The following is a 23,477-nucleotide window of genomic DNA, read 5'->3' as shown; positions in this document are numbered from 1 at the left end:
TTAAAATTAAAAAATATGGTTCATTTAGACACCAATACAATCAGGTCTATTATAGAAATAGGAACAACAGTGATGTTATCTTTGTCAACATCAATCTGTATATTGTTTGTGTATTTTTATACCCGACTGATTAATCAGAAGTTTGGTAACACTGATTATTAATTGGTGCTATTATTTATTATGAGCGAATTAAAAATCATAATTTTTGGAACGACAGCCATGCTTTTGCCCATAACGGCAATCATTTTCTTTGTTATTTTATATTACCGCAGACAGAGAACCCAAAAAGAGAATTTGAAAAAAATTGAAGAAGGTCATCGTCGTGATATGCTCGAGGCAAGTATCGCTTCTCAGGAAATTGTGAGAAGACAGATTGGCGGGGATTTACATGATGATATCGGAACACTCCTTTCCGCTACCAGAATGAGCCTTTTGCAGGTATCAAAACATTTTGCTGATGATAAAAAAAGAGACCTCCTGCTAGGACAAACGGAGTTATTGCTGAACGATGCGATTAGTAACGTAAGGAGAATTTCCAAAGAATTGATGCCCAGTGCCCTGGACGAATTTGGTTTGATTGAAGCATTGAAAGATTTTTCCCGGAAAATGACACAAAATACCGGAATAGATATTCAGTTTGTAAATGAGGTTGGAGATAAGAGATTCGATGCAAAAGTAGAATTGTCCCTTTACAGAACCGTTCAGGAATTAGTTAACAATAGCTTAAAACATGCAAAAGCCAGTACAATACTGATTGAATTAAGTCAGGAAAATACTAATTTACTTCTCCAGATGAGTGATGATGGAATCGGTTTTGACCTGGCAGAGGTTAATCAGCCCGACAGAGGAATTGGTTTGAAAAATATGGAAAGCAGGTTAAGCGTGTTAAAAGGGAAAATTATTTTTGATGTTGAAAAAGGAAGAGGTTCCCGCTTCGTGATAAAAGTACCTACAGAATACCATCGTAATTGAGAGGTTGAAACTAAGCTTTAAAACAATTTTCAGAGATTATAAAAATGAATGAGAGAATAAAAATCGCCATTGCTGATGACCACGCACTTTTCAGACGAGGTATGGTTTCATTATTGCAAATGAATGACGATTTTGAGGTAATTCTGGAAGCGTCTAACGGACAGGAACTGATAGATGCCTTGGAAACCAATTTGCCTGATGTAATCCTGATGGACTTGCAAATGCCTGTTTTGGATGGGATTCGTGCCACAGAACAGATTAAAAACAAGCATACTGAGATCAAAATTATTGTTATTTCAATGCACGATGAAGACCAGTTTGTTTCTCATTTAATGGAATTGGGAGCGAACGGATATCTTCTCAAAGATGCAGATCCGGATGAAGTGGAAAAAGCTATCAGAGTTGTTGCAACCGAAGATTATTATTATGGCGCATTTCTTTTAAAAGTGATGCACAACCGTATGCTAAGCAAGCCTGTAAAAAAGGATGCTCCGCGTCTGAGTGTGAAAGTTGATCTTTCAGAACGGGAACTTGAAGTCTTGAAATACATTTGTGAAGGCATGAGCACCCCGCAAATCGCTGAAAAAATATTCCTTAGTCCCAGAACAGTTGAAGGTCACAGAAACAGAATCATGGAAAAAACCGGAACAAAAAATGTAGCCGGAATGGTTGCCTGGGCTGTTAGAAATGGAATTTGTTAGTGGCTTTGCAACCACATAGGCACATAGGGCACATAGGGTTGTAACCACATAGGCATATAGGGCACATAGAGTTGCAACTATATAGGCACATAGGGCACATAGGGTTGTAACCACATAGGCATATAGGGCACATAGAGTTGCAACTATATAGGCACATGGGGCGCATAGGATTGCAACCACATTGGCATATAGGTCACATAGGATTGCAACTATATAGGCACATGGGGCGCATAGGATTGCAACCACATAGGCATATAGGTCACATAGGGTTGTAACCACATAGGCATATAGGTCACATAGGTGTGTTTGTTAATAGCCGTATTCATTTCCCCACTGCTCTCTTAGTTTTTGCTTGATTTTTTCTTCTGCGGCATTGGCTTGCGGCTCGAAAAGCTTTTTGCCGGAAACATCATCAGGCATGAACTGCTGTTTGACAAAGTTTCCTTCATAATCATGGGAATATTTGTAGTTTTTGCCATAATCCAATGATTTCATCAATTTGGTCGGGGCATTTCTCAGATGCAACGGAACGGGTAAATTGCCGGTTTCTCTCACCAGATTCTGTGCATCTGAAATAGCCAGATAAGCTGAGTTACTTTTCGGAGAAGTTGCCAGATAAATTACCGTTTGGGAAAGAATAATTCTGGATTCCGGCCAACCTACTGTCCGCACAGCCTGAAGACAGGTAGTTGCCATTAATAAGGCGTTTGGATTCGCCAGACCTATGTCTTCAGAGGCAGAAATGATGATTCTTCTCGCAATAAATTCTATGTCTTCGCCTCCTTCAATCATTCTTGCCAGCCAATAAACTGCTGCATTAGGATCAGAGCCACGGATAGACTTAATAAAAGCCGAAATAATATCGTAGTGTTGTTCGCCGTCTTTATCGTAAAGTGCAATATTCTGCTGTAAAAGATCAACAACCAGATCATTGGTAATTTCAAGCGGGGTATCCCCTTCCTGAAAATTACTTACCAATTCAAGAATGTTGTACAATTTACGGCCATCACCTCCTGAAAACTGAAGCATTGCCTCGAATTCTTTGACAACAACTTTCCGGTTTTTCAGAAAAATATCTTTTTCCAGTGCGATATTAACCATGTGCTCAAGCTCTTTTCTTTCAAGAGGTTTCAGAACATACACCTGTGCTCTTGAGAGTAACGCTGAGATGACTTCAAAGGAAGGGTTTTCTGTTGTAGCTCCGATAAGCGTTACAATTCCCTGTTCTACAGCCCCGAGAAGTGAATCCTGCTGAGATTTAGAAAAACGATGGATTTCATCAATAAACAGGATTGGAGAAGGGGTATCAAAAAACTTCTGTTTCTTCGCTATTTCTATGGTATCCCGAATGTCTTTAACCCCGGCACTTATGGCAGAAAGTGTGTGAAACGGACGTTTTAAGGTTTTAGCGATAATACTTGCCAATGTAGTTTTTCCAACCCCCGGAGGCCCCCAAAGGATAAAAGAAGGGATTCTTCCGGATTCAATAGCTTGTCGTAAAACAGCCCCTTTGCCAACCAAATGTTCCTGGCCGACATAATCATCCAGCGTCTGAGGACGCATTCTTTCCGCTAATGGCTGCATATCTTGAAATTCCTGTATTTGTTTAGTTCTCAGATTCCTGAAACAAATATAGGATTTTCATTAATCTCTGCGAGTAATCAGATTGATTTTGGAATTGAAAAATAAAAAGTACTTCCCAGATTCAACTCACTTTTCACACCGATATTTCCACCCTGCGCTTCAATAAAATCCTTTGAAATAGCCAGCCCTAATCCGGTTCCGTACTGACTTTTAGTATTGTTTGGTACCTGAAAGAATTTCTCAAAAATCCTTTCCTGAAACTTTTCATCTATTCCTTTTCCAAAGTCCTGAACCCAAAATTTAATGCTCTTTCCAATGTCTTCCGCTTTAATGATAATTTTACTCTGGTCTGTACTGTAGCGGATGGCGTTCGACAATAAATTGACCATTACCCAAACCGTTTTTTCAAGATCCGCATGCACTTTGGAGAGATTTTCCGGACATTGAATATCAAAAAAGATCTGTTTTTGCTCTGCTAATGTCTGAACCGCTTCTGTGGCAAACTTAATGATATTGTCCGGCAGAATTTCCTGCTCATGCAGCTGGATTTTACCTGATTCCACTTGTGTGAGATCAAGTAATTCCCCTGTAATTTTCAGTAAACGCTCACTGTCATCTTTAATGTGCTTTACCAGATGCTGCTGTTCCTGATTAAGTAAGCCTACTTTTTCATTTTCAAGCAATTTCAGACTCATTTTTATTGCCGAAATAGGTGTTTTTAATTCATGGGAAATTGTGGCAATAAAATTGGTTTTAGCCACATCAAGCTCCTGAAATTTAGTAATATTCTTTAAAGTGATTACTGTGCCCGCCACCTGGTTGGTTTCAGGAATTTTAACTTCCAGCAACTCTTTGGTAAAATAACTTTCTTTATTATCTGCAAATATTTTTATGGGAGCTGAAGCTTCATTTTGTTGCAACAGGCTTCGTAACAAATCATTTTTCAGGGCAATATCAGGCGCATAATATCCAACGAGGTCGTTCTGGTTTGCTCCAAGCAGTTGCGAGGCTACCTGATTAGTGAACATGATGTTGTTTTTTTCATCCAATCCGATAATCGCATCATTCATGTTGTTGATAATGGTATCAATTCTGCCCTTTTCAAAAAGCAGTTTTGCCAGATTACTATGTTCGTATTTGTCAAGCTTTTCAGCCATCAGGTTAAATGCTTCTGCCAGTTCTCCAAACTCATCCTTCGTCATGATATGAATGCGCTGTTCATAGTTTTTATTGGCAATTTGCTTGATTCCTTCTGTCAATTGCTTAATTGGTCCGGCAATGTAGGAAGGAAAATTAAGGATAAAAGAAAAGGAAAGAAGCAGACATAATCCGGTTATTAAAACGAGAAATGAAGTTGCTTTTTCAGCGGTTCTCTGAGCGATATCATTTTTTCTGACAATGGCATTTCTATTCACATCAGCGATTGAATACAAGGCTTTTTTCATTTCCGCCATATGAGCAGGATCATGATCTTTTTTAAATTCATCAAATGCAATTCTTAAGGAAAGAGTAGATTCCTTTTCGCCTATTTCTGTTACATTGATCTCCTGAAATCTTAACGCTTTATCAAAATTGTCAAAATCAGTTTTACCTTCCATTTGCCAGTGATCCAGTTCTTTCTGCATCAGCTGTACATATTCCAGGGATTCATTATTATCCTTTAAAATAGCCTGACCGTCAGCTTTAATCTGATTGAGGTAATATGTTCCCAGCCCTCCCAGCAGCACAATTACGCTAAACAGGAAAATGAGTCCCAGTGATATTTTATTTTTGATTTTCATTGTTGAGACAGGCTTTTATTAACCACATCCGGATAAAGGAAATATAAATTGTTTATGATTTTGTAAAAAATTACTCTGCCCTAAGTAAAACAATTTTAAGACAAAATAACAATGTCAATATCAGATGATGAAAGCTTTTTCAGCAGTTGATTAAAAAGGTTTGTTGCGAGTATAATTCTTAGCAGATTGAAATGCGGTTTTCCGATACAAACAGTGGTAATCTGTTGTTTTTCTGCAATGCTCACAATGGTTCTGGCTACTGACTCGCTTTGCACTCTTATTACTTCTGCCCCTAATTCAGTCGCCATTTTCAGGTTGTTGATTAAATGTCTTTGTGTGGCCAGGTTAATCTTATCTCCTGATTCCGAAGGTGTCTGCACATACAAAACAAACCATTTTGAATCGTAATGAGAGGCAAGACGCGCTGTTTTCCGGATTACAGTTTTGGAAGTATCAGCGTTTGAGCTGATACATGCCAAAAATCTTTCATGCTTTAATTTACTGTTTGTGACCTCAGTGTCTACTTTTCTCTCTACCTGATGTGCCACTTCTTTCAAAGATAACTCCCTTAATTGCAGGATTTTATTAGCCTGAAAAAAATTATTCAAAGCCGTTTCAACCTTTCTCAGGTCATAAATTTTACCTTCTTTCAGCCGCGTAATTAACTCATCAGCCGTTAGGTCTATATTTACTACCTCATCTGCCTGCTGAAGAACCAGATCCGGTACCCGTTCGGTTACTTCAATACCGGTTATTCTCTTTACCTCTTCATTCAGGCTTTCAATATGCTGGATATTGAGTGCTGAAATTACATTGATGCCTGCATTGAGAATATCCATAACATCCTGCCATCTTTTCTCATTTTTTGAACCTTCAATATTGGTATGAGCCAGTTCATCGACAAGTACCACTTCCGGACGAAGGTTCAGAATGGCCTGTAAATCCATTTCTTCCAGTTCTTTCCCTTTGTAAAAAAGCTTTCTATGCGGAATCATGGGCAGCCCTTCCAGCAAAGCATGAGTTTCTACCCGCTTATGGGTTTCTACAAAACCGATTTTTACATTCACATTGTTTTTGAGTAATGAATGCGCTTCCTGTAACATTCTGTATGTTTTTCCAACCCCGGCACTCATCCCAATATAAATCTTAAACTTACCCCGCCGGGATTGCCTGATAAGTTCAAGAAAATAAGCCGCTGATTGTTCTTTTTCCATGCTTAACCATTGAATTTTAACCTGAATTTGAGGAAGTCTGTAATTGTAGGGTGAAATTTTGAAAATTAAAGGGTATTAATTCTGTTTATTATCAATGATTTCACCCCGTTTTAATGTTAATACTTTCTGCTAAAATGATACCGCCATAGAGGTATTCAGTGAAAAATTATCTGAAACGGCTTTCCCTTCTCTGGTAAAAATGTTGTCTTTACTGTTAAGCAATCGTCCTTCAATACGCCAGACAAAATTGCTGAAAGCTTTGTAATCTAAATTTAAAGAATAACCTGTAGTCCGGAAACCATTTGATGTGGGCGTAGCAATAATTACTCCATTCGGATCATAATAATATTCAATACGTGCCGCAGTACTTATTTTTGGGTTTATATCGTATTTCAAAATAGCAACCGGACTGTACCAGGTATTAAAATCACTGTTTTCCTTGCTTTTTTTCTCTAAACCATAGTCAAAGCCTGCAATCAAACCTACTTTTGGACTTAACTGGAAGATACCGTAAAAGTTCTGGAAATATCTCATTTGTCTCAGACTATCAGGTTTATCGTTACCGATGAAGGTGCTCCAGTTTAACGTAACTTTGTCAGAAGGCTTATAGTAAACCTGTGTTCCGAATGCAGGCGTCTGATTGCCCTCCGGCCGGCGAATTCTTTGCCAGCCATTCAGAACCAATGCTGATAAAGTCCATTGATTGTCCTCAGAAGCATAACTTATCTTTGCCCCTGTTTCGAAATAAGGACTATTTTCTGCCAGTAAACTTCTGGTCAAAGTCCAGCAGTCTTTTGAAATAGCACTTTCAAAACCAATATGAGAAGGCATAATTCCCATATCCAGCCAGAGGTTTTTCGTATCTGAAAGTTTAACCCCGACATTTGCTTCAAAAACATGCTGCAACAGAGAAGGTTCTGCTGCCAGATTGTACTGCGCATAAGTACCTGCCATGAATGCCAGATTCGCTCTGATTTTCTCAGAAGAATAGGCCGCTTTGATAAATCCAAGATTGAGGTTAAATTCATTATGACGTGTATGATTGTATAAAAAAGATGGCCTTTCATGGTTTGCAGGCTGATTAAAATCATACACATAATAAGTTTCGAGATAACCGCTCCAGGTAATCGGTGACTTGTTTTCAGACTGAGCAAAAATGTTTGAAAAAGTCAGTAAAAAGGCAAAAAGTAAAGCAATGTATTTCATTTCTTGAGCTGTTTTTAAGATTTTATAAAAGTTTTCACAGCTATATGGGTTCAGAGTAAATGTACATCAGGTTTCGGTAAACCGGGAGAAAATCATCAGATATTCTCCCGGGATCTTTTACATCTATTTAAGCTCGTCTAAAGCCAGATTCAGTTTTAAAATATTGACCCTTTCCGGTCCGAAAAGACCTAATAACGGTTTTTCGGTATGAGCATCAACTAATTGCACTAGTTTTTCTTTAGAGATATGACGGAAAAGAGCAATCCGGTCAACTTGAATCAATGCTCCGGCAGGAGAAAGATGAGGGTCAAGGCCACTTCCTGAGGCAGTAACCAATTCAGAAGGAATTTCTGATTTTTTAATGCCTGGATTATGTACCAGAAATGTATCAATTCTTGCCTGAACATCTTTAAGGTAATCAGGATTTGAAGGGCCTTTGTTAGAACCACCTGATCCAGCGGCATTATAATTTACCGCAGAAGGGCGTGAGTTGAAATAACGGTCCTGATCAAATTTTTGTCCAACATTTTCTGCCCCGACAATTTTGCCCTGGCGTTCGATAAATTTTACTTTTCCCTGATTGGGAGCAAGTTTGGCAAAGCCAAGTAATACTAATGGATAAATCACTACGAAAAGCAACAAACATAAAAAGGTAAGTTTGAATGCTGTGAATAATTGGGATTTCATGACTTTAAAGAATTAAAAAAATAATGAAACTGCTAAATCTATTACTTTAATACCGACGAAAGGAATAAGCACACCGCCAAGTCCGTAAATCAAGAGGTTTCTTCTTAATAAAGCACTGGCACCAATCGGCTTATAATCAACACCTTTCAACGCCAGCGGAATAAGCGCAGGGATAATAATCGCATTGAAAATTACCGCTGAAAGAATCGCACTTTCAGGCGAGTGCAGTTTCATGATATTAAGCCCTTGTAAACTTGGAATGCTGGCAATAAACAAAGCAGGCACGATAGCAAAATATTTTGCAACGTCATTGGCAATAGAGAAAGTCGTTAGGGTTCCCCGGGTCATTAACAACTGCTTCCCGATTTCCACAATCTCAATCAGTTTGGTAGGGTCATTGTCAAGATCCACCATATTACCAGCTTCCTTGGCAGCTTGCGTACCAGAGTTCATCGCTACTCCCACATCAGCCTGAGCTAAGGCCGGCGCATCATTTGTACCATCGCCCATCATTGCAACGAGTTTACCGGTAGCCTGTTCTGCTTTGATGTAGTTCATCTTGTCCTCAGGTTTTGCTTCAGCAATAAAGTCGTCAACCCCTGATTTTTCAGCAATATATTTAGCTGTCAGAGGATTATCTCCTGTAACCATTACTGTTTTCACACCCATTTTACGCAAGCGCTCAAAACGTTCCTGAATACCAGGTTTGATAATATCCTGCAGTTCAATTACGCCTAAAACAACTTCATTTTCTGTCACCACCAAAGGAGTACCACCGTTAGATGAGATTCGTTTCACTGCTTCAGAAATATCCTGTGGAAAAGTATTTCCTGCTCTTTCTGTCAGATTTCTCATGGCGTCAAAAGCTCCTTTTCTGATTCTCCTGCCATCCGGCATATCAATTCCGGAAGAACGTGTTTCTGCCGTGAATTTGATGAAGTGTAAATCCTGAATAGAATACGAGCTTGTATTTTTAGTATTTTTCAGGCTAATCTGCTGACTGTCGATGGTCAGATCGATATTTTCTGAGGTTTTTACCAGTTCGATAATTGATTTTCCTTCCGGAGTTTCATCTGAGAGAGAGCTCAGGGTTATGGCATTGATAAAAGCCTGGTGATCTACTTTCTTAGCTGCGTGAAAATGGGTGGCTTTACGGTTACCAATGGTAATTGTTCCGGTTTTGTCTAACAGCAATACGTCAATATCTCCTGCGGTTTCTACGGCTTTTCCTGATTTGGTAATTACATTAGCTCTTAAGGCCCGATCCATCCCTGCAATACCAATGGCTGAAAGCAGCCCGCCAATGGTGGTTGGAATCAGACAGACAAAAAGAGAAATAAATGCCGCAATCGTGATAGGCGTATTGGCGTAATCAGCAAATGGTTTTAAGGTTACACATACGATGACGAAGATGAGTGTAAAACCGGCCAAAAGAATCGTAAGGGCAATCTCATTTGGTGTTTTCTGACGTGAGGCTCCTTCTACAAGTGCGATCATTTTGTCAAGAAAACTTTCTCCTGGCTGTGTTGTAACTTCCACCTTGATTTTGTCTGATAACACCTTGGTACCCCCGGTTACAGAAGATTTATCTCCACCTGCTTCCCGGATTACCGGAGCAGATTCTCCGGTAATCGCTGATTCGTCAATGGTAGCAAGCCCTTCGATGATCTCACCATCGGTAGGAATGGTATCTCCTGCCTCGCAAATAAACACATCTCCTTTGCGAAGTCGGGCTGAACTGATGATTTGTACTTCATTAAGATACATTTCACCAACTGTTCTGATCACTTTGGCAGGAGTTTCTTCCCTTGTTTTTCTCAAAGAATCGGCCTGGGCTTTTCCTCTGGCTTCTGCAATTGCTTCTGCAAAATTGGCAAAAAGTAAAGTGACAAAAAGTACTAAAAATACGGTCAAGTTGTAAGCAAAAGTACCCTGGTCGTTATGGCTAAGACTATAAATCGTTACCAAAAGCATAACAATTGTTCCGAGTTCAACTGTGAACATTACTGGATTCCGGAACATGATTTTGGGATTCAGCTTGGTAATTGAAGCACCTAAAGCTTCTTTTACCAGATCAGCCTGAAAAAGCGAAGCAGATTGCGTTTTCATTTTTATTATTTTTAAATATTACAAGTAAAAACCTGTTTATTGTTTGTACTGAAATTGAGAATTAATCCTGAAGCTATTTCATTGAAAAATATTCCGCAATCGGACCCAGGGCCAATGAAGGGAAGAAGGACAATGCCGCAACAATCAGAATAACAGCGAATACCATTAAGCCAAAAGTGCTTGTGTCTGTTTTCAAAGTACCCGCACTTTCAGGAATGAATTTTTTATTCGCAAGAATACCTGCAATGGCAATCGGACCGATAATTGGTAAAAACCTGCTCAGAATCATTACGATACCTGTTGAAATATTCCAGAACGGTGTATTATCTCCTAAACCTTCAAATCCGGATCCGTTGTTGGCTGATGAGGAAGTGTATTCATAAAGCATTTCAGAAAATCCGTGAAATTGAGGGTTATTCAGCCATCCGATGCTAGGGTTCCTGACAAAAACATAGGAAGCTATTGCCGTTCCGGCCAGGATCAGTAAGGTATGGAGTAATGCTACGATGGTCGCTATTTTCATTTCACGGGCTTCTATTTTCTTGCCCAGAAATTCAGGGGTTCTCCCAACCATTAAACCGGAAATGAATACAGCAATGATTACGAAAATATAGAAGTTCAGAAAACCGACACCGACACCACCGTAGAGTGAGTTAATCATCATTCCCAGCATGGCAAACATTCCTGAAAGCGGGGTAAGGCTGTCATGCATGGCATTAACGGAACCATTAGACGTTACGGTGGTTGTTATAGCCCAGAAAGCCGAAGCTGCCGAGCCGAAACGGATCTCTTTCCCTTCCATACTGCCCAGATGCTGGCCGATTCCCATTTGAGAAATGGCCGGATTCCCCTGCATTTCAAGATAAACGGTTGGTAACAAAAAGAGGATAAAACCAAGCGTCATAACTCCAAAGATCATCCAGGAAAGTCGTTTTCTCTGAAGATAGAAACCCAGTGCAAAAACCATGGCTATCGGAATAATGATGATACTTCCTACTTCTACAATATTGGTCAGGTAAGTAGGATTTTCTAAAGGGTGGGCTGAGTTTACACCAAAATAACCACCACCGTTAGTCCCGATTTGTTTAATACCGATCAAAGCCGCGGCCGGACCTCTGCTTACCTGTACGGTATCACCCTGCATTGAAATAAATGAGGCCTTACCTTCCACATTCATGGGTGTTCCCTGAAACATAATTATCAGTGCAACCAGGAAAGAAAGTGGTAATAAAACTCTGGTGCATGATTTAATGAAATAGTCATAAAAGTTGCCTAATTTGTCTGTAGTGCGTTCTTTCATGGCATTGAAAACGACAGCACAAGCAGCCATTCCTGTTCCGGCAGTAACAAACTGAAGGAACATCAGACAGGAAATCTGTCCCAGATATGACATACCTGATTCTCCTGAATAGTGCTGCAGGTTACAGTTAACAAGGAATGAAATAGCGGTGTTAAATGCTAAATCAGGAGACATAGACGGGTTTCCATCCGGGTTCCAGGGTAACCAGCCCTGATTCATCAGAATAAACATGGCCCAGAAAAACCAAAGCAGGTTAATAGTCAGCAACGCAACAAGGTGCTGCTTCCATGTCATTTCCTGAGTCGGATTAATTCCTGAGAGTCTGAAGAAAAGTTTTTCGACAGGATTGAAAATCGGGTCAAGCGAAGTTGGTTTTCCCGCATAAACTTTCGCAATATATTTTCCAAGTGGAATAGCCAGAGCTACGGTCAGTGCGAAAGAGAGGACGATTCCTAAGATTTCAGTATTCATTGTATTGTTTTTGCCAGGGTTTTAAAAGCTGACATTTTGTGATGTTGAGGATACGTGTCTAGAATTTTTCCGGTTTTAACAGTACGTAACATAAGTAACCGAATACGGCAATTGCCAGCACAAAGAGTAATGTCATCATGGTTTCAGATATTTTCGAAAAAATTGATGGATTTGAAAAAAAGGACGAAGCATAAAGCACCGGCCAGTAAAAGAATGATAGTTGTCATGAGTTTCTGATGTTAGTTTGAATACTGCATGCCAAAAGCTGTTCCAAAAGATTAAATAAAAATTTACACTTACATAAACACCTTAAAATCAACACATTGACTTAAATAAATAAAATCCAGATGATTTTTCTGCAAGCAGGAACCTTTTCATTTTGGCAGGGTTTTTCCAAAATGGCAGGGTTAGAAATAAGCCATAAAACCTGTAATTTCCCGGATTACGAAGAAGTAAGAAGACAAACGACTTGAAAAACACAGAGAATCCTGTCTGAAATAACAAAAAGCGATGAAGCTTTTTATGCATTATTATTTTATTTTTTAAAATTATACATAGTCTTGCTGAGTACATTGTAAATAGGTAAATTTACCCGTTCACAACTATTTTCTATCGTTTACTTTTACATTTTAAAATTTAACTAACACTAAACTAGCTATGGCGCAGGAAACACCAGACCCATTTAAAATTCCCTTGAAAGTAGCCCAGGAATGGATTAACAACTGGCTAAATTACCAACCCCCAACAACCGCTTTAGAAGATTCTCCGACTTCTTTATTGAGAGGTTTCCTGATCAGAAGACAGGATTTGCTGGATCTTTTCGAACAGGCTCCTGATGCTGATTTTGTCAGAATGTATATTGGTCTTCAGGAAGGACTAGGGAATGATATTAAATCTAAAACACCTCATTTACTGATGGTTAACGCTGCTGTTACACCTGACACAGAGGTTCCTGGTTTATTCAGGGTATCAGATTTGATATTTGATGCAAACGGAGATGAAGTGTCTGCCAATGTTATGGAAGCCGGAGTAGTTAATGATTACACATTACCGGTTCCTCCATATACTGATCCGGATAGTCCATTGAATTGATAATCCCGGTTATATGGTTTCATTGTTAACTTACCTTTTCTGGAAAAGGTAAGTTAACAGGTTTCTCTTAAGAACTTAAATTTATGTACTATGCGCATCTCTACGTTAATTGCAGTTTATGCACCCATTTCATTATTATTACCGGTTACTGTTGCTCTAGTGCGTAAAAAATATTTGGTAAATGAACTTCGTCCTGTCGCGTTTTATATCGGTCTTCAGCTTTTTACTGAAATTTTTATAAGAGTTTTATCGTTCGGTTTTCATGTCAGGAATAGTCTTCCGTTTTTGCACATTTATACCGTCCTGGAGTTTTCACTGATTTGCTGGTTTTATTACGTATTTCTGAAAGATTTTATTCATAAAAATATTATTCCGGTGCTGGTGACGGGCTTCCTGCTTTTTGCCATTATCAATGGAGTTTTTATACAAACTGTTTTTGAATTTAATACCTATCCTCGAAGCCTTGAAAGCCTTTTAATTGTTTGCTTAAGCTTGATTGCATTTTATAAAATGTTCCAGACGCTTGAGTATGTCAGGATTGACAGAACTTCGGTATTTTGGATTAATTCCGGTTTTACACTTTATTTTTCAGGAAACCTGTTTTTGTTTGTGCTTGGTAATCTGCTGTTATCCAAAGATCAGGAGCTTAGCAGAATGGCCTGGGCTATTCATGCAGGTTTAGATATATTTATGAATATTTTTATAGCAATTGGCTTATGGTGGAGTCGGCGGGAGCAATAGATATCTACATTCTTATCATTTGTGGAACAATAATGATGTTTCTGTTTGCCGGAGGTATCATCCTTTTTTTGAATTCATACCAGAAAAGAATCCTGAGTAACCAGCTTAAAATGCAGGAAATGGAAGTAAAACACCAGCAGGAATTGTTTTACGGAAACCTTGAAAGTATGGAAAACGAACGTAAACGTATTTCAAGGGATTTACATGATGAAGTTGGTGCAGCTTTGTCAACCACGAGATTGATTGTTTGCCAGATTCAGGAAAAAGATACAGATGATGCTCAGACGCTTACCGAAGAATGTAAAAAAATGATCGATAAAACTATGGATAATATCCGTAGGATTTCAAATGATATGTTGCCGCATGGTCTGGAGGAGTTTGGTCTGGAATATGCCATTGAAGAGTTATGTGATAAAGTAATGATGGCCTCTGACATAGATATCGATTTTGATTCAGAGGATTATCACGGAGTAAATAAAAAGGCAGAACTCGTTATTTACAGGATTGTGCAGGAGTTATTGAATAATTCGCTGAAACATGCCCGGGCTACCGAAATCAATATAGGTATTCAGAAGCCGGACGAAGAGGAGGATTACCTGATTACGTATCAGGATAATGGTATAGGCTTTGAATATCCTGTTCCGCGCAAAAAAGCCGGTTTGGGAATTATGAACATTGAAAACAGGGTTAAGATGATTTTCGGATCCATGAAGCTTTTTACGCAGCCCCAGCAGGGTTTCCGGATTGAAATCAAGGTTCCGGTTTCAATACTTTTACAAAATGAGAATTGATTTATACATTTACACACAAATTACAGAAAAACGCTGAATCTAATACACCAAAATAGTTCTGGGAGCCGCCGGATAATCCCTTTACAACTATGAAAACAATAGAAATTGCTATCGCAGATGACCAGCTTTTATTCAGAAAAGGGATGGCGTCGCTTTTAAATACTTTTGAAGGATTTAAGGTAACGATTGAGGCCGAAAATGGCAGGGAGCTGCTTGTGGCGCTGAAAACGATTACCAATCAGCCGGACGTTATTTTGCTGGATCTGTCTATGCCTGAACTCAACGGAATCGAAACAGCCAAAATTTTACATGCCGATTTTCCCCAGATCAAAGTATTAATCCTGTCTGTTTTCTCGGAAGACAAATTCATCACCCATTTGGTTGAAATTGGTGTAAATGGCTATCTTTTTAAGAATGCCGATCCTGCTGAAGTAGAAAAGGCGATTCGTCAGGTAGTAGAAAAAGACTTCTATTTTAATGATGATGTGCTGAATGCCATAAAGAAGAGAATGGCTAAAAAGCGGTCTAAACTGACCATGTTAGACTATATTCCTTCAACGCTTACCTCCAGGGAAATTGAAATCATGGACCTGATTTGTCAGCAGTTTACTACCACTGAAATAGCAGATAAACTGTGTATCAGCGTGAGAACCGTTGATGGCCACAGAAACAATCTGCTGGAAAAAACCGGAGTCAGAAATTCCGCAGGACTGGTGATTTTTGCCATCAAACATAATCTGATTAATCCGATTGCCTTGTTATAAAGTCTGTAAAACTGCTCTTCAAAACCTTTCACCGTAGTCTGTATGGTCTTTAGTTTAGGGTTTATTATGCTTTGTGTGCCACAAAGCTATGGTGTAGTTTATTTCGCAAAATATGGAGATTATACATGTGCAAGCGACCCGGAAATGGTCGCTTTTTTTATGTAAAAACTAATAAACGGGTATTTTTACCTGTTTTCACGAGAACCCGGCTTAGTAATTTAGCGGTACAAAACAGGTAGAGAAAAGGCTCTGAATGTTTTGTTGAGGCGTTTATTTGTTCTCCCTCCAGGATTTTATAGAATTCACAGGTTCTAGCATTAAAAACTAAATAACTAACCACCAATCCCTCAATTGTCTGTAAAACTGTTGCACACTCTGATCAAATTATGAAAATTGTCAGATTCCGGATGAATTTGTGAAAACAAATAGAGTTCAGATGAGATGAACGAAGCATCTAAAGATATGTTTGTTACTTTTTTTGGATTTTAAAAGCTAAACAACATATCGGAAATACTTCGGTTTAAAATTTATGTGTAAGCTTACGTGACTAAATATACCTATTTTAACTACGTGCAATCCTCAGGAAGAACGAATATGGAGTTATATAATTCCATATTCTTCAATTTTTCGATATAAAGTTGTCAAACCTATCCCCATCAATCTGGCACTTTCAGTTTTATTCCCTTTGCATAATGCGAGTACTTTCTGAATATGCAGTTTCTCTACCGTAGCCAGATCAAGCGGGCTTTGCTGGTTGTGATGAATGTCGTTTCCCGAATATTGTATATCGAACGGAAGACTTTCAAACATCAATTGGTCAGTATCTGTCAGAATTACAGCTCTTTCTATTACATTTTTCAATTCCCGGATATTTCCTTTCCAGGGATGAGATAGTATTTTTTCCACAAATTCCGGACTCATTTTGGTAATCCTTTTATTGGTTTTATGGGAAAATGTTTTCAAAAAAGTGTGTGCAAGCAGAATAATGTCTTTAGGGCGTTCGCTCAGAGAAGGAAGCTTAATCTGAAATACAGACAATCGGTAAAATAAATCCAGCCGGAATGTCCCGGCCTGGCATTCTTTTTCGAGATCACGGTTGGTGGCTGCGATAATCCTTACATTCACTTTGGAAGTTTTGGTATCCCCGACTTTTATAAAGGTTCCTGTTTCAAGAAAACGGAGCATTTTTGCCTGTAAATCAAGTGTCATTTCTCCTATTTCATCGAGAAAAAGAGTTCCGCCATCTGCTTCTTCTACCAGCCCTTTTTTGTCTTTAACTGCTCCGGTAAAAGCGCCTGCTTTATGCCCGAATACCTCACTTTCCAGAATTTCTTTGGTAAATGCGCTGCAATTTACGGCTACGAAATTGTTGGTTTTCCTTGGACTGGTATAATGAATTGCCTGAGAAAATACTTCTTTTCCCGTTCCGGTTTCACCGGTTAACAATACTGTTGTATCGGTCGCCGCTACCTTCTGTGCCAGGGTTTTAGATTGTTCAATAAGATTGGAATGCCCGATAATCTGGTCAAAACCATATTGCTGAGAAACTTTTTTTTCTAATAAATGTACTTTTTCCTGAAGCAAAGCCTTTTCCATTGCCCGGCTCACTAACGGAATGATTTTGTCATTATCGTCTCCCTTGGTGATATAATCAAAAGCACCGTTTTTAATAGCCTTCACCCCATCGGAAATTGTTCCGTAAGCAGTCAGGACAATGATTTCGACAAATGGTTTCTTTTCTTTCAGGATGGCGGTGAGTTCTACCCCATTGGCATCAGGAAGCTTAACATCACATAAAATGAGCTGGATTGTCTCATTTTCAAGAATTTTAAGACCATGCTTTGCATCTGAGGCCTGAAAAACCTGATAACCTTCCAGTTCCAGAATACGGGCTGTCAGCGCACGAAGCGTATCTTCGTCGTCAATGATAAGAATTGCTGATGAGTTCAAATTATGATTATTTAAGGCAATAAAGTTAATTACACTTTTAGCATTTGGTTCTCATTTATAGAAAAAGCTGTAGAGAATTTTGAGAAACCTACCCTAAGTTACTGAAACAGAATGCTTTGAATTTTGTATGTAAAGAACCAGACCGGAATATCCTATATTTTGGATGTACCATGACAAACGGGAATATCGGTAGTATTTGTGATTTTTTCGAGTAGAGGACTAAGATACGGAATACCCAGATTGGCACCACGGATAATGAGAAGCAAACCTAAAATCAGGGTATAAACCGGTAAAATTTTTTGTATTTTCCTGCGGAAACCAAGTGTAAATAAGGGCATAATCATTGTTATTCCCATCATCATTGGGGTAGTTCCGAGGCCAAACAGAAACATATACAACATCCCTGAAAGAGGTGAAGAACTGGCCGTTGCTCCGGCCAGAGCAACATATACCAAGCCACAGGGTAGAAAACCATTTAAGATTCCCAAAATAAAAAAACTGCTTATTTTTTTACTTTTAAGGAATGTAGAAAAGTGTTTTTTCAGGGCTGAAACAAAACCCAGTTTATGACTAAGCGAGGGAATCCCGGTAAAAAAAAGGTTAAAAAGTATGAAAATTCCTAATAATACAGAAAGCTGTCTCTGAAATCCGGCCAGGAGAAATTGATTTCCGATAAACCCGAGAATCAACCCTAACATACTGTAAGTCAGGATTCTTCCGGAGTTATAAACCAATCTTGAAAACAGTGTTTTTCCATAGGAAAAACCTCCCACAGGAAGGGCAAGAGCAATCGGCCCGCACATACCCAGACAATGCAGGCTTCCGGCCAATCCGGTTGTAAAAGCGACGATCTCTATCCAGTTCATGCCGAAAGTTTTTTCCTGATGAATTATTTTACAAAGGAGTTTTCCACAAAATATTCTTTCGTGTTATCTGTCCAGATAACTTTCAGTTTCCAATGCCCTTTTTTCAACAGCTTTGTTGAAAGCCTGATTGTAGTCTCAGATTGAGACTTCAGGTTTATATTCACATCATCTTTCTTATTGTCGGGTCTGAAAAACAAAGCATTTCCGGATGAAACAGCCGAAGGCAGCTTCAATACAATGGATTGATTTTCAGAAGAATAATTAAATTCCGGCCGACTTGTTAAAGCATTTGTACTTTTAAGCCGTTCAATTTGCCGCTGATAATCGATCTCTTTCTGGTAATAATCTTCTCCTACCAGATCAATATTGGTATGCATCATTTTATAAGCCATTACTCCGATGAAGGTGGCAAATGATAAAAATATCAGAATAACAGCTTTTCCCCAGTTCATATTATTAATGGATTTGATTCTTTCCTGAAATTGTATTTATTTAACCGGACCGAGGAAAGAGGTTTTTTTAGCATCTATTACCTTTCCTTCTGAAACTACTTCTACCTGTAATTTCAGATTACCGGCTTCTATTTTATCATTTGGAATAGCAATGAAAAAAGAGGCTGTTGCCAGGTCATTGGCCAAAATCTGTATTTGATCTGTTCCCACCATTTTTACTTTAGCCGCCGGAAAATCCTTAATTCTCAGTGTAATGGATAAGTTCTGAGAAGTCTTATTCAGAATCTGTAAATTGTACAGATTTGAAATAGATCCGTCTTTTTCCTGCTGATAGGTCAGACCCGGTGTTCGCAGTATAGTCGTTTCCGTATTCCCGCGCGTGAGGAGGAGGAATGTCATAATTCCGGTGAGTACCAGTAAAACACCTGAGTATGCCGCAATTCTTCCTGTAAATCTGAATTTCTTTTTGTTTTCTATGCCTTCCGTTGAATTGTAGCTGATTAATCCTCTTGGTTTCTGAATTTTATCCATTACCATATCACAGGCATCAATACACGCTGTACAGCCGATACATTCCATCTGGCTTCCATTCCGGATATCAATGGCTGTAGGACAGACATGAACACATAAAGCGCAATCTATACAATCTCCTTTATCCTGATTCAGAGGACTTTCTGTGTTTTTCTGAACTTTTCCACGAGGTTCGCCTCTTTGATAATCATAAGCGACAATCATTGATTTTTTATCCATCAATGCTGCCTGAAGACGGCCATATGGGCAGACTACCGTACAAACATTTTCCCTGAATCTGGCAAAAACGTAATAGAATGTACCTGTAAAAATCAGGATAGAGGATAGTCCGGCGATATGATTTGCAGGATTGTCAGTAATAATCCGGAGTAACTCGTTTTTACCAATTATATAAGCCAGAAATATATTGGCAATCAGAAACGAAATCAGAAAAAACAAGCTATGTTTTAAGGTTTTTTTCCGGATTTTTTCTGAAGTCCAGGGAGAGGCATCAAGTCTTTTCTGAGCCCTGTAGTCTCCTTCAATCCAGTTTTCGATTTTCCGGAAAACCATTTCCATAAAAATGGTCTGCGGACAAGCCCAGCCACACCATACCCTTCCGAATATTACGGTAAAAAGGATGATAAAAACGATAAAAATAATTAATCCGATTGCAACAAGGTGGAAATCCTGTGGGAAAAAGGTAACACCCCAGAAAATGAACTTCCTTTCGATCACATTGAAAAGAAAGAATGGGTGATTATCAACTTCCACAAAGGGAAGCCCAAACATCAATGCCAGTAATATCCAGGCGAAAACAGAGCGAAGTTTGAAAAACTTACCTTTGATAATACGCGGATAAACCCACAGACGTTTCCCGTTTTCGGAAACGGTTGACAGGTGATCTCTGAAATCATCATCTGTATGAAATAGCTCCTGATTCATTATAAAGTACTTTTTGGAATCCGGCTGAAGACCGGATTCCGGTATGGCATGTAATTATTTTTCTCCCTGTGGTTCTTTTGCCCCCGGAGGATTCGTTCCCTGCAAACTCAGAATGAAGCTGGCAACTTGTTGTATCTGAATAGGATTAAGTGTTTTATTCCAGGCAATCATACCTTTTTCAGGAACGCCATTGGTAATAGTGTGGAAAACCTGGTTGATTTTGCCACCATGCAGCCAATATTCATCTGTAAGGTTCGGGCCAACTTTCCCTTCTGCTTTTTCTCCGTGACAGGCCACACAGTTTTGGGTGTAAATTTTCTTTCCCTCATCAATGCCTTTCGCATCTTTCAGCACAACCACATTGTTTTCATTCACAGAATTGGCAAATTTTTTCATATAATTTTCACGAGCCTTTTCCGCAATAGCTGTTTCCTCAGCGTATTCATTTTCCATGACTTTCCCGTTACCAACTACATGATAGGCAAAGAAATAAACCACACCGACAAGAATACTTCCGTAAAAGAGATACATGAACCAGGCCGGAGTAGGATTATCCAATTCATAGATACCGTCAAAATCATGAGGAATAACCAGCTTTTTCTCATAAGAAATAGGCTTAAGTCCTGCGATTTTCTGCCAAAGGGTTCTGTTTGCCATGGCTTCTTCCAGTTCCTGATCTTTCTCAGAATGAAGACCTTTAATGAAATGATTTACCCTTTGATTGATACTGAATGTAATGACCGCAATTGTAATACTGAATAAAACCAGGATTCCTACAATTGAAACCATTAATAACTCTTCCCCGGTTTTAATATGAAAGACTGAGTTTGTCTGGGCATCAGCACCGAATGCCTGCTGTGCAATTATGAGTACTGATAAAAATGAGAGTATTCTTTTCATTTTTTTGATGATTTGTAAGTGACGATCAAGTTAACAGGGGCAGCCTGACTGTTCCCCGGATTATGACCGATCTAATCTTTCAGGGGTAAATAGCTCATGTCTTTGGCGTGCTTTTTATCAATCATGAACAGATAAATGCCTACCAGGACAAAGAATACAGAGAAAATCAGGAGCGAGGTAATCATATACACATCTGCACCCTGTACGTTGTTTATGAATTGTTTAAACATTCTGCTTAGTATTTAATGAGTTTTCAGAATTCCGGTATGGTTTTGGCGGAAACCTTACCGCTGGAATTTACTTTTTAATATCAGTTCCTAATCTTTGCAGATAAGCAATCAGCGCAATAATCTCTTTGTCAGGATTTATTTTAATACCTTCTTTGGCAAGATTTTCAGAAATTACGGTTGCCTGTTCCTTCAAATCCTGATTGGCATGTTTGATCTGATATTCATCATATGGAACCCCCAGTGTTTTCATTGCCCGGAGTTTATCAGCTGTTTGAGAAACATCCAGTTTCTGTTCCAGAAGCCAGGGATAAGGAGGCATAATCGATCCCGGAGACATTGATGATGGTTCTCTCATATGGTGAAAATGCCATGAATCAGGATATTTTCCACCTTCACGATGTAAGTCCGGTCCGGTTCGCTTACTTCCCCATAAAAACGGGTGATCGTACACAAATTCACCTGCTTTTGAGTATTCACCGTAACGTTCGGTTTCACTTCTGAAAGGTCGTACCATCTGGCTGTGGCAGTTTACGCAGCCTTCACGGATGTATAAATCCCTGCCCTCCAGTTCTAATGAAGTGTAAGGCTGTACAGCTGAAATAGTCGGTACGTTCGACTGGATGGTAAATGTAGGAATCAACTCAATCATTGAACCGATCAGAATCATGACTAAAGAACCAATCAATAATGGGATAGGCTTTCTTTCAAACCATTTATGCCAGTAGGTATCGCTTCCTGTGGCTACAAATTCTTTGGAAAGTGCCGGAGCTTCTGCTTTTTCATTGGCAACCAAAGTTCCCTGAGCCATGGTTTTAAACAGGTTATAACTCATAATGATCGCTCCGGAAAGATAAAGCAGTCCTCCGAAAGCACGCATCTGGTGCATGCTTAATAATTGCAAGGTAGTTTCCAGGAAATTACCATATTTCAAAGTACCTTCCGGGGTAAATTCCTTCCACATCATTCCTTGTGTAAACCCTGAAATATACATTGGGATAGCATAGAAAATAATCCCCAGAGTACCGATCCAAAAGTGGATGTTAATCAGTTTTTTTGAGAAAATCACAGTATTGTAAAGGCGTGGAATCAACCAGTAAAGAATCGCAAAGGTTAAGAAACCATTCCATCCGAGTGCTCCTACGTGTACGTGTGCCACAATCCAGTCTGTAAAGTGTGCAATCGCATTGATATTTTTCAGAGAAAGCATCGGACCTTCAAATGTTGCCATACCGTAGGAAGTCAGACCAACTACCATGAATTTCAGAATGGCATCTTCTCTTACCTTGTCCCAAGCACCACGCAATGTCAGTAGTCCGTTAATCATTCCACCCCATGACGGAGCAATAAGCATGATGGAAAAAACTGTTCCTAATGACTGAGCCCAGTCTGGTAATGAAGTATAAAGCAAATGGTGAGGACCAGCCCAGATGTATATAAAAATCAGTGCCCAGAAATGCAGGATTGATAATTTGTAAGAATAAACCGGGCGGTTAGACATTTTAGGCAGGAAATAATACATCAGACCTAAAAATGGGGTAGTCAGGAAAAAGGCTACCGCATTATGACCGTACCACCATTGTACCAGAGCATCCTGCACACCTGCATACAGATAATAACTTTTCATAAAAGAAACTGGTAGCTCAAATGAGTTAATAATGTGTAATACAGCTACCGTAATAAAGGTTGCCACATAAAACCAGATGGCCACGTACAAATGTCTTTCCCGTCTTTTGAAGATGGTTCCGAACATATTGATGCCAAAAACCACCCAGATTAATGTAATAGCGATATCAATCGGCCATTCCAGTTCGGCATATTCATGAGAGGTAGTCATCCCTAATGGTAAAGTAATGGCCGCTGCAACAATGATTAACTGCCATCCCCAGAAATGTACTTTTGATAAGAAATCACTGAACATTCTGGCTTTACAAAGCCTTTGAAGAGAGTAATAAACACCCATAAAAATGGCATTCCCCACAAATGCGAAAATAACCGCATTGGTGTGCAAAGGACGAAGTCTTCCGAAGGTGCCATATTGTGTAACGTTCATGGCTGGCTGGAAAAGCTGGGAAGCGATAATGACTCCGACAAGCATTCCGACGACGCCCCAGATAATGGTAGCTACGCCGAAATTTCTGACAATTCTGTTGTCATATTCAAAGCTTTCAATTGTGTTGGTTGAAATCATGGAAGTATAAAATTGATGGAAAT

Annotated in this window: 22 protein-coding genes; 7 read left to right on the top strand and 15 right to left on the bottom strand. The window is 39.2% G+C overall.

Annotated elements, in window-relative coordinates; translation table 11 throughout:
* Positions 1–180: 180 nt before the first annotated feature.
* Positions 181–972, top strand: coding sequence for a sensor histidine kinase (locus tag BM179_RS03865; protein WP_092012511.1), 792 nt, complete (start codon positions 181–183; stop codon positions 970–972).
* Positions 973–1,016: 44 nt separating this feature from the next.
* The gene (locus BM179_RS03860; protein WP_092012508.1) at positions 1,017–1,673 is read left to right on the top strand and encodes a response regulator transcription factor; all 657 of its coding nucleotides are present in this window, start codon (positions 1,017–1,019) and stop codon (positions 1,671–1,673) included.
* A gap of 309 nt (positions 1,674–1,982) precedes the next feature.
* Here the strand turns inward: BM179_RS03860 and BM179_RS03855 are convergent, their stop codons facing one another.
* The 8 genes from BM179_RS03855 to kdpF form a co-directional block, all read right to left on the bottom strand.
* Positions 1,983–3,257: a replication-associated recombination protein A gene (locus tag BM179_RS03855; RefSeq protein WP_092012505.1), complete on the bottom strand. Its 1,275-nt coding sequence runs from the start codon at positions 3,255–3,257 to the stop codon at positions 1,983–1,985.
* 77 nt (positions 3,258–3,334) lie between these two features.
* Positions 3,335–5,038: a sensor histidine kinase gene (locus BM179_RS03850; RefSeq protein WP_092012502.1), complete on the bottom strand. Its 1,704-nt coding sequence runs from the start codon at positions 5,036–5,038 to the stop codon at positions 3,335–3,337.
* 95 nt (positions 5,039–5,133) lie between these two features.
* On the bottom strand, positions 5,134–6,252 hold the full coding sequence (locus tag BM179_RS03845; protein ID WP_092012499.1) for a universal stress protein: 1,119 nt from the start codon (positions 6,250–6,252) through the stop codon (positions 5,134–5,136).
* 129 nt (positions 6,253–6,381) lie between these two features.
* Entirely contained in the window at positions 6,382–7,458 is a 1,077-nt protein-coding gene (locus BM179_RS03840) for a porin (RefSeq protein ID WP_092012496.1), read from the bottom strand.
* A 123-nt stretch (positions 7,459–7,581) separates the two neighbouring features.
* A complete protein-coding gene (locus BM179_RS03835) occupies positions 7,582–8,145 on the bottom strand; it encodes a K(+)-transporting ATPase subunit C (protein ID WP_092012493.1) in 564 nt (187 codons plus the stop codon).
* 12 nt (positions 8,146–8,157) lie between these two features.
* The gene (gene kdpB / locus BM179_RS03830; protein WP_092012490.1) at positions 8,158–10,254 is read right to left on the bottom strand and encodes a potassium-transporting ATPase subunit KdpB; all 2,097 of its coding nucleotides are present in this window, start codon (positions 10,252–10,254) and stop codon (positions 8,158–8,160) included.
* A gap of 73 nt (positions 10,255–10,327) precedes the next feature.
* The gene (gene kdpA, locus BM179_RS03825; RefSeq protein WP_092012487.1) at positions 10,328–12,025 is read right to left on the bottom strand and encodes a potassium-transporting ATPase subunit KdpA; all 1,698 of its coding nucleotides are present in this window, start codon (positions 12,023–12,025) and stop codon (positions 10,328–10,330) included.
* A 58-nt stretch (positions 12,026–12,083) separates the two neighbouring features.
* The gene (gene kdpF, locus BM179_RS25785; RefSeq protein WP_143095159.1) at positions 12,084–12,161 is read right to left on the bottom strand and encodes a K(+)-transporting ATPase subunit F; all 78 of its coding nucleotides are present in this window, start codon (positions 12,159–12,161) and stop codon (positions 12,084–12,086) included.
* 211 nt (positions 12,162–12,372) lie between these two features.
* Here kdpF and BM179_RS25730 point away from each other — a divergent pair, with 211 nt between their 5' ends.
* From BM179_RS25730 to BM179_RS03800, 5 genes are all read left to right on the top strand, one after another.
* On the top strand, positions 12,373–12,498 hold the full coding sequence (locus BM179_RS25730) for a hypothetical protein (RefSeq protein WP_262503424.1): 126 nt from the start codon (positions 12,373–12,375) through the stop codon (positions 12,496–12,498).
* Positions 12,499–12,682: 184 nt separating this feature from the next.
* Positions 12,683–13,117, top strand: a complete 435-nt coding sequence (locus BM179_RS03815; RefSeq protein ID WP_092012481.1) for a hypothetical protein — start codon at positions 12,683–12,685, stop codon at positions 13,115–13,117.
* Between the two features lie 90 nt (positions 13,118–13,207).
* Positions 13,208–13,858 (top strand): hypothetical protein, encoded by a 651-nt coding sequence (locus BM179_RS03810; RefSeq protein ID WP_092012477.1) that lies wholly within the window; start codon positions 13,208–13,210, stop codon positions 13,856–13,858.
* 32 nt (positions 13,859–13,890) lie between these two features.
* A complete protein-coding gene (locus BM179_RS03805; RefSeq protein ID WP_177219291.1) occupies positions 13,891–14,649 on the top strand; it encodes a sensor histidine kinase in 759 nt (252 codons plus the stop codon).
* Positions 14,650–14,738: 89 nt separating this feature from the next.
* The gene (locus BM179_RS03800) at positions 14,739–15,413 is read left to right on the top strand and encodes a response regulator transcription factor (protein WP_092012471.1); all 675 of its coding nucleotides are present in this window, start codon (positions 14,739–14,741) and stop codon (positions 15,411–15,413) included.
* 600 nt (positions 15,414–16,013) lie between these two features.
* Here the strand turns inward: BM179_RS03800 and BM179_RS03795 are convergent.
* From BM179_RS03795 to ccoN, 7 genes are all read right to left on the bottom strand, one after another.
* Positions 16,014–17,363, bottom strand: coding sequence for a sigma-54-dependent transcriptional regulator (locus BM179_RS03795; RefSeq protein ID WP_092012468.1), 1,350 nt, complete (start codon positions 17,361–17,363; stop codon positions 16,014–16,016).
* 152 nt (positions 17,364–17,515) lie between these two features.
* Positions 17,516–18,229, bottom strand: coding sequence for a sulfite exporter TauE/SafE family protein (locus BM179_RS03790; protein WP_092012465.1), 714 nt, complete (start codon positions 18,227–18,229; stop codon positions 17,516–17,518).
* Between the two features lie 23 nt (positions 18,230–18,252).
* Positions 18,253–18,681: a FixH family protein gene (locus BM179_RS03785; protein WP_092012462.1), complete on the bottom strand. Its 429-nt coding sequence runs from the start codon at positions 18,679–18,681 to the stop codon at positions 18,253–18,255.
* Between the two features lie 36 nt (positions 18,682–18,717).
* Positions 18,718–20,136 carry a cytochrome c oxidase accessory protein CcoG gene (gene ccoG, locus BM179_RS03780; RefSeq protein ID WP_092012460.1) on the bottom strand — a complete coding sequence of 473 codons (1,419 nt, stop codon included), beginning with the start codon at positions 20,134–20,136 and terminating at the stop codon, positions 18,718–18,720.
* A gap of 54 nt (positions 20,137–20,190) precedes the next feature.
* Entirely contained in the window at positions 20,191–21,036 is an 846-nt protein-coding gene (locus BM179_RS03775; protein ID WP_229632890.1) for a cbb3-type cytochrome c oxidase N-terminal domain-containing protein, read from the bottom strand.
* A 71-nt stretch (positions 21,037–21,107) separates the two neighbouring features.
* The gene (locus tag BM179_RS25200) at positions 21,108–21,266 is read right to left on the bottom strand and encodes a hypothetical protein (protein ID WP_177219290.1); all 159 of its coding nucleotides are present in this window, start codon (positions 21,264–21,266) and stop codon (positions 21,108–21,110) included.
* A gap of 67 nt (positions 21,267–21,333) precedes the next feature.
* Positions 21,334–23,454, bottom strand: a complete 2,121-nt coding sequence (gene ccoN / locus BM179_RS03770; RefSeq protein ID WP_092012457.1) for a cytochrome-c oxidase, cbb3-type subunit I — start codon at positions 23,452–23,454, stop codon at positions 21,334–21,336.
* Between the last annotated feature and the right edge of the window lie 23 nt (positions 23,455–23,477).

Source organism: Pseudarcicella hirudinis (genome assembly GCF_900115665.1).
Lineage (GTDB): Bacteria > Bacteroidota > Bacteroidia > Cytophagales > Spirosomataceae > Pseudarcicella > Pseudarcicella hirudinis.
The sequence above is the reverse complement of the archived record's forward strand: the minus strand, read 5'-3'. Positions and strand labels throughout refer to the sequence as shown.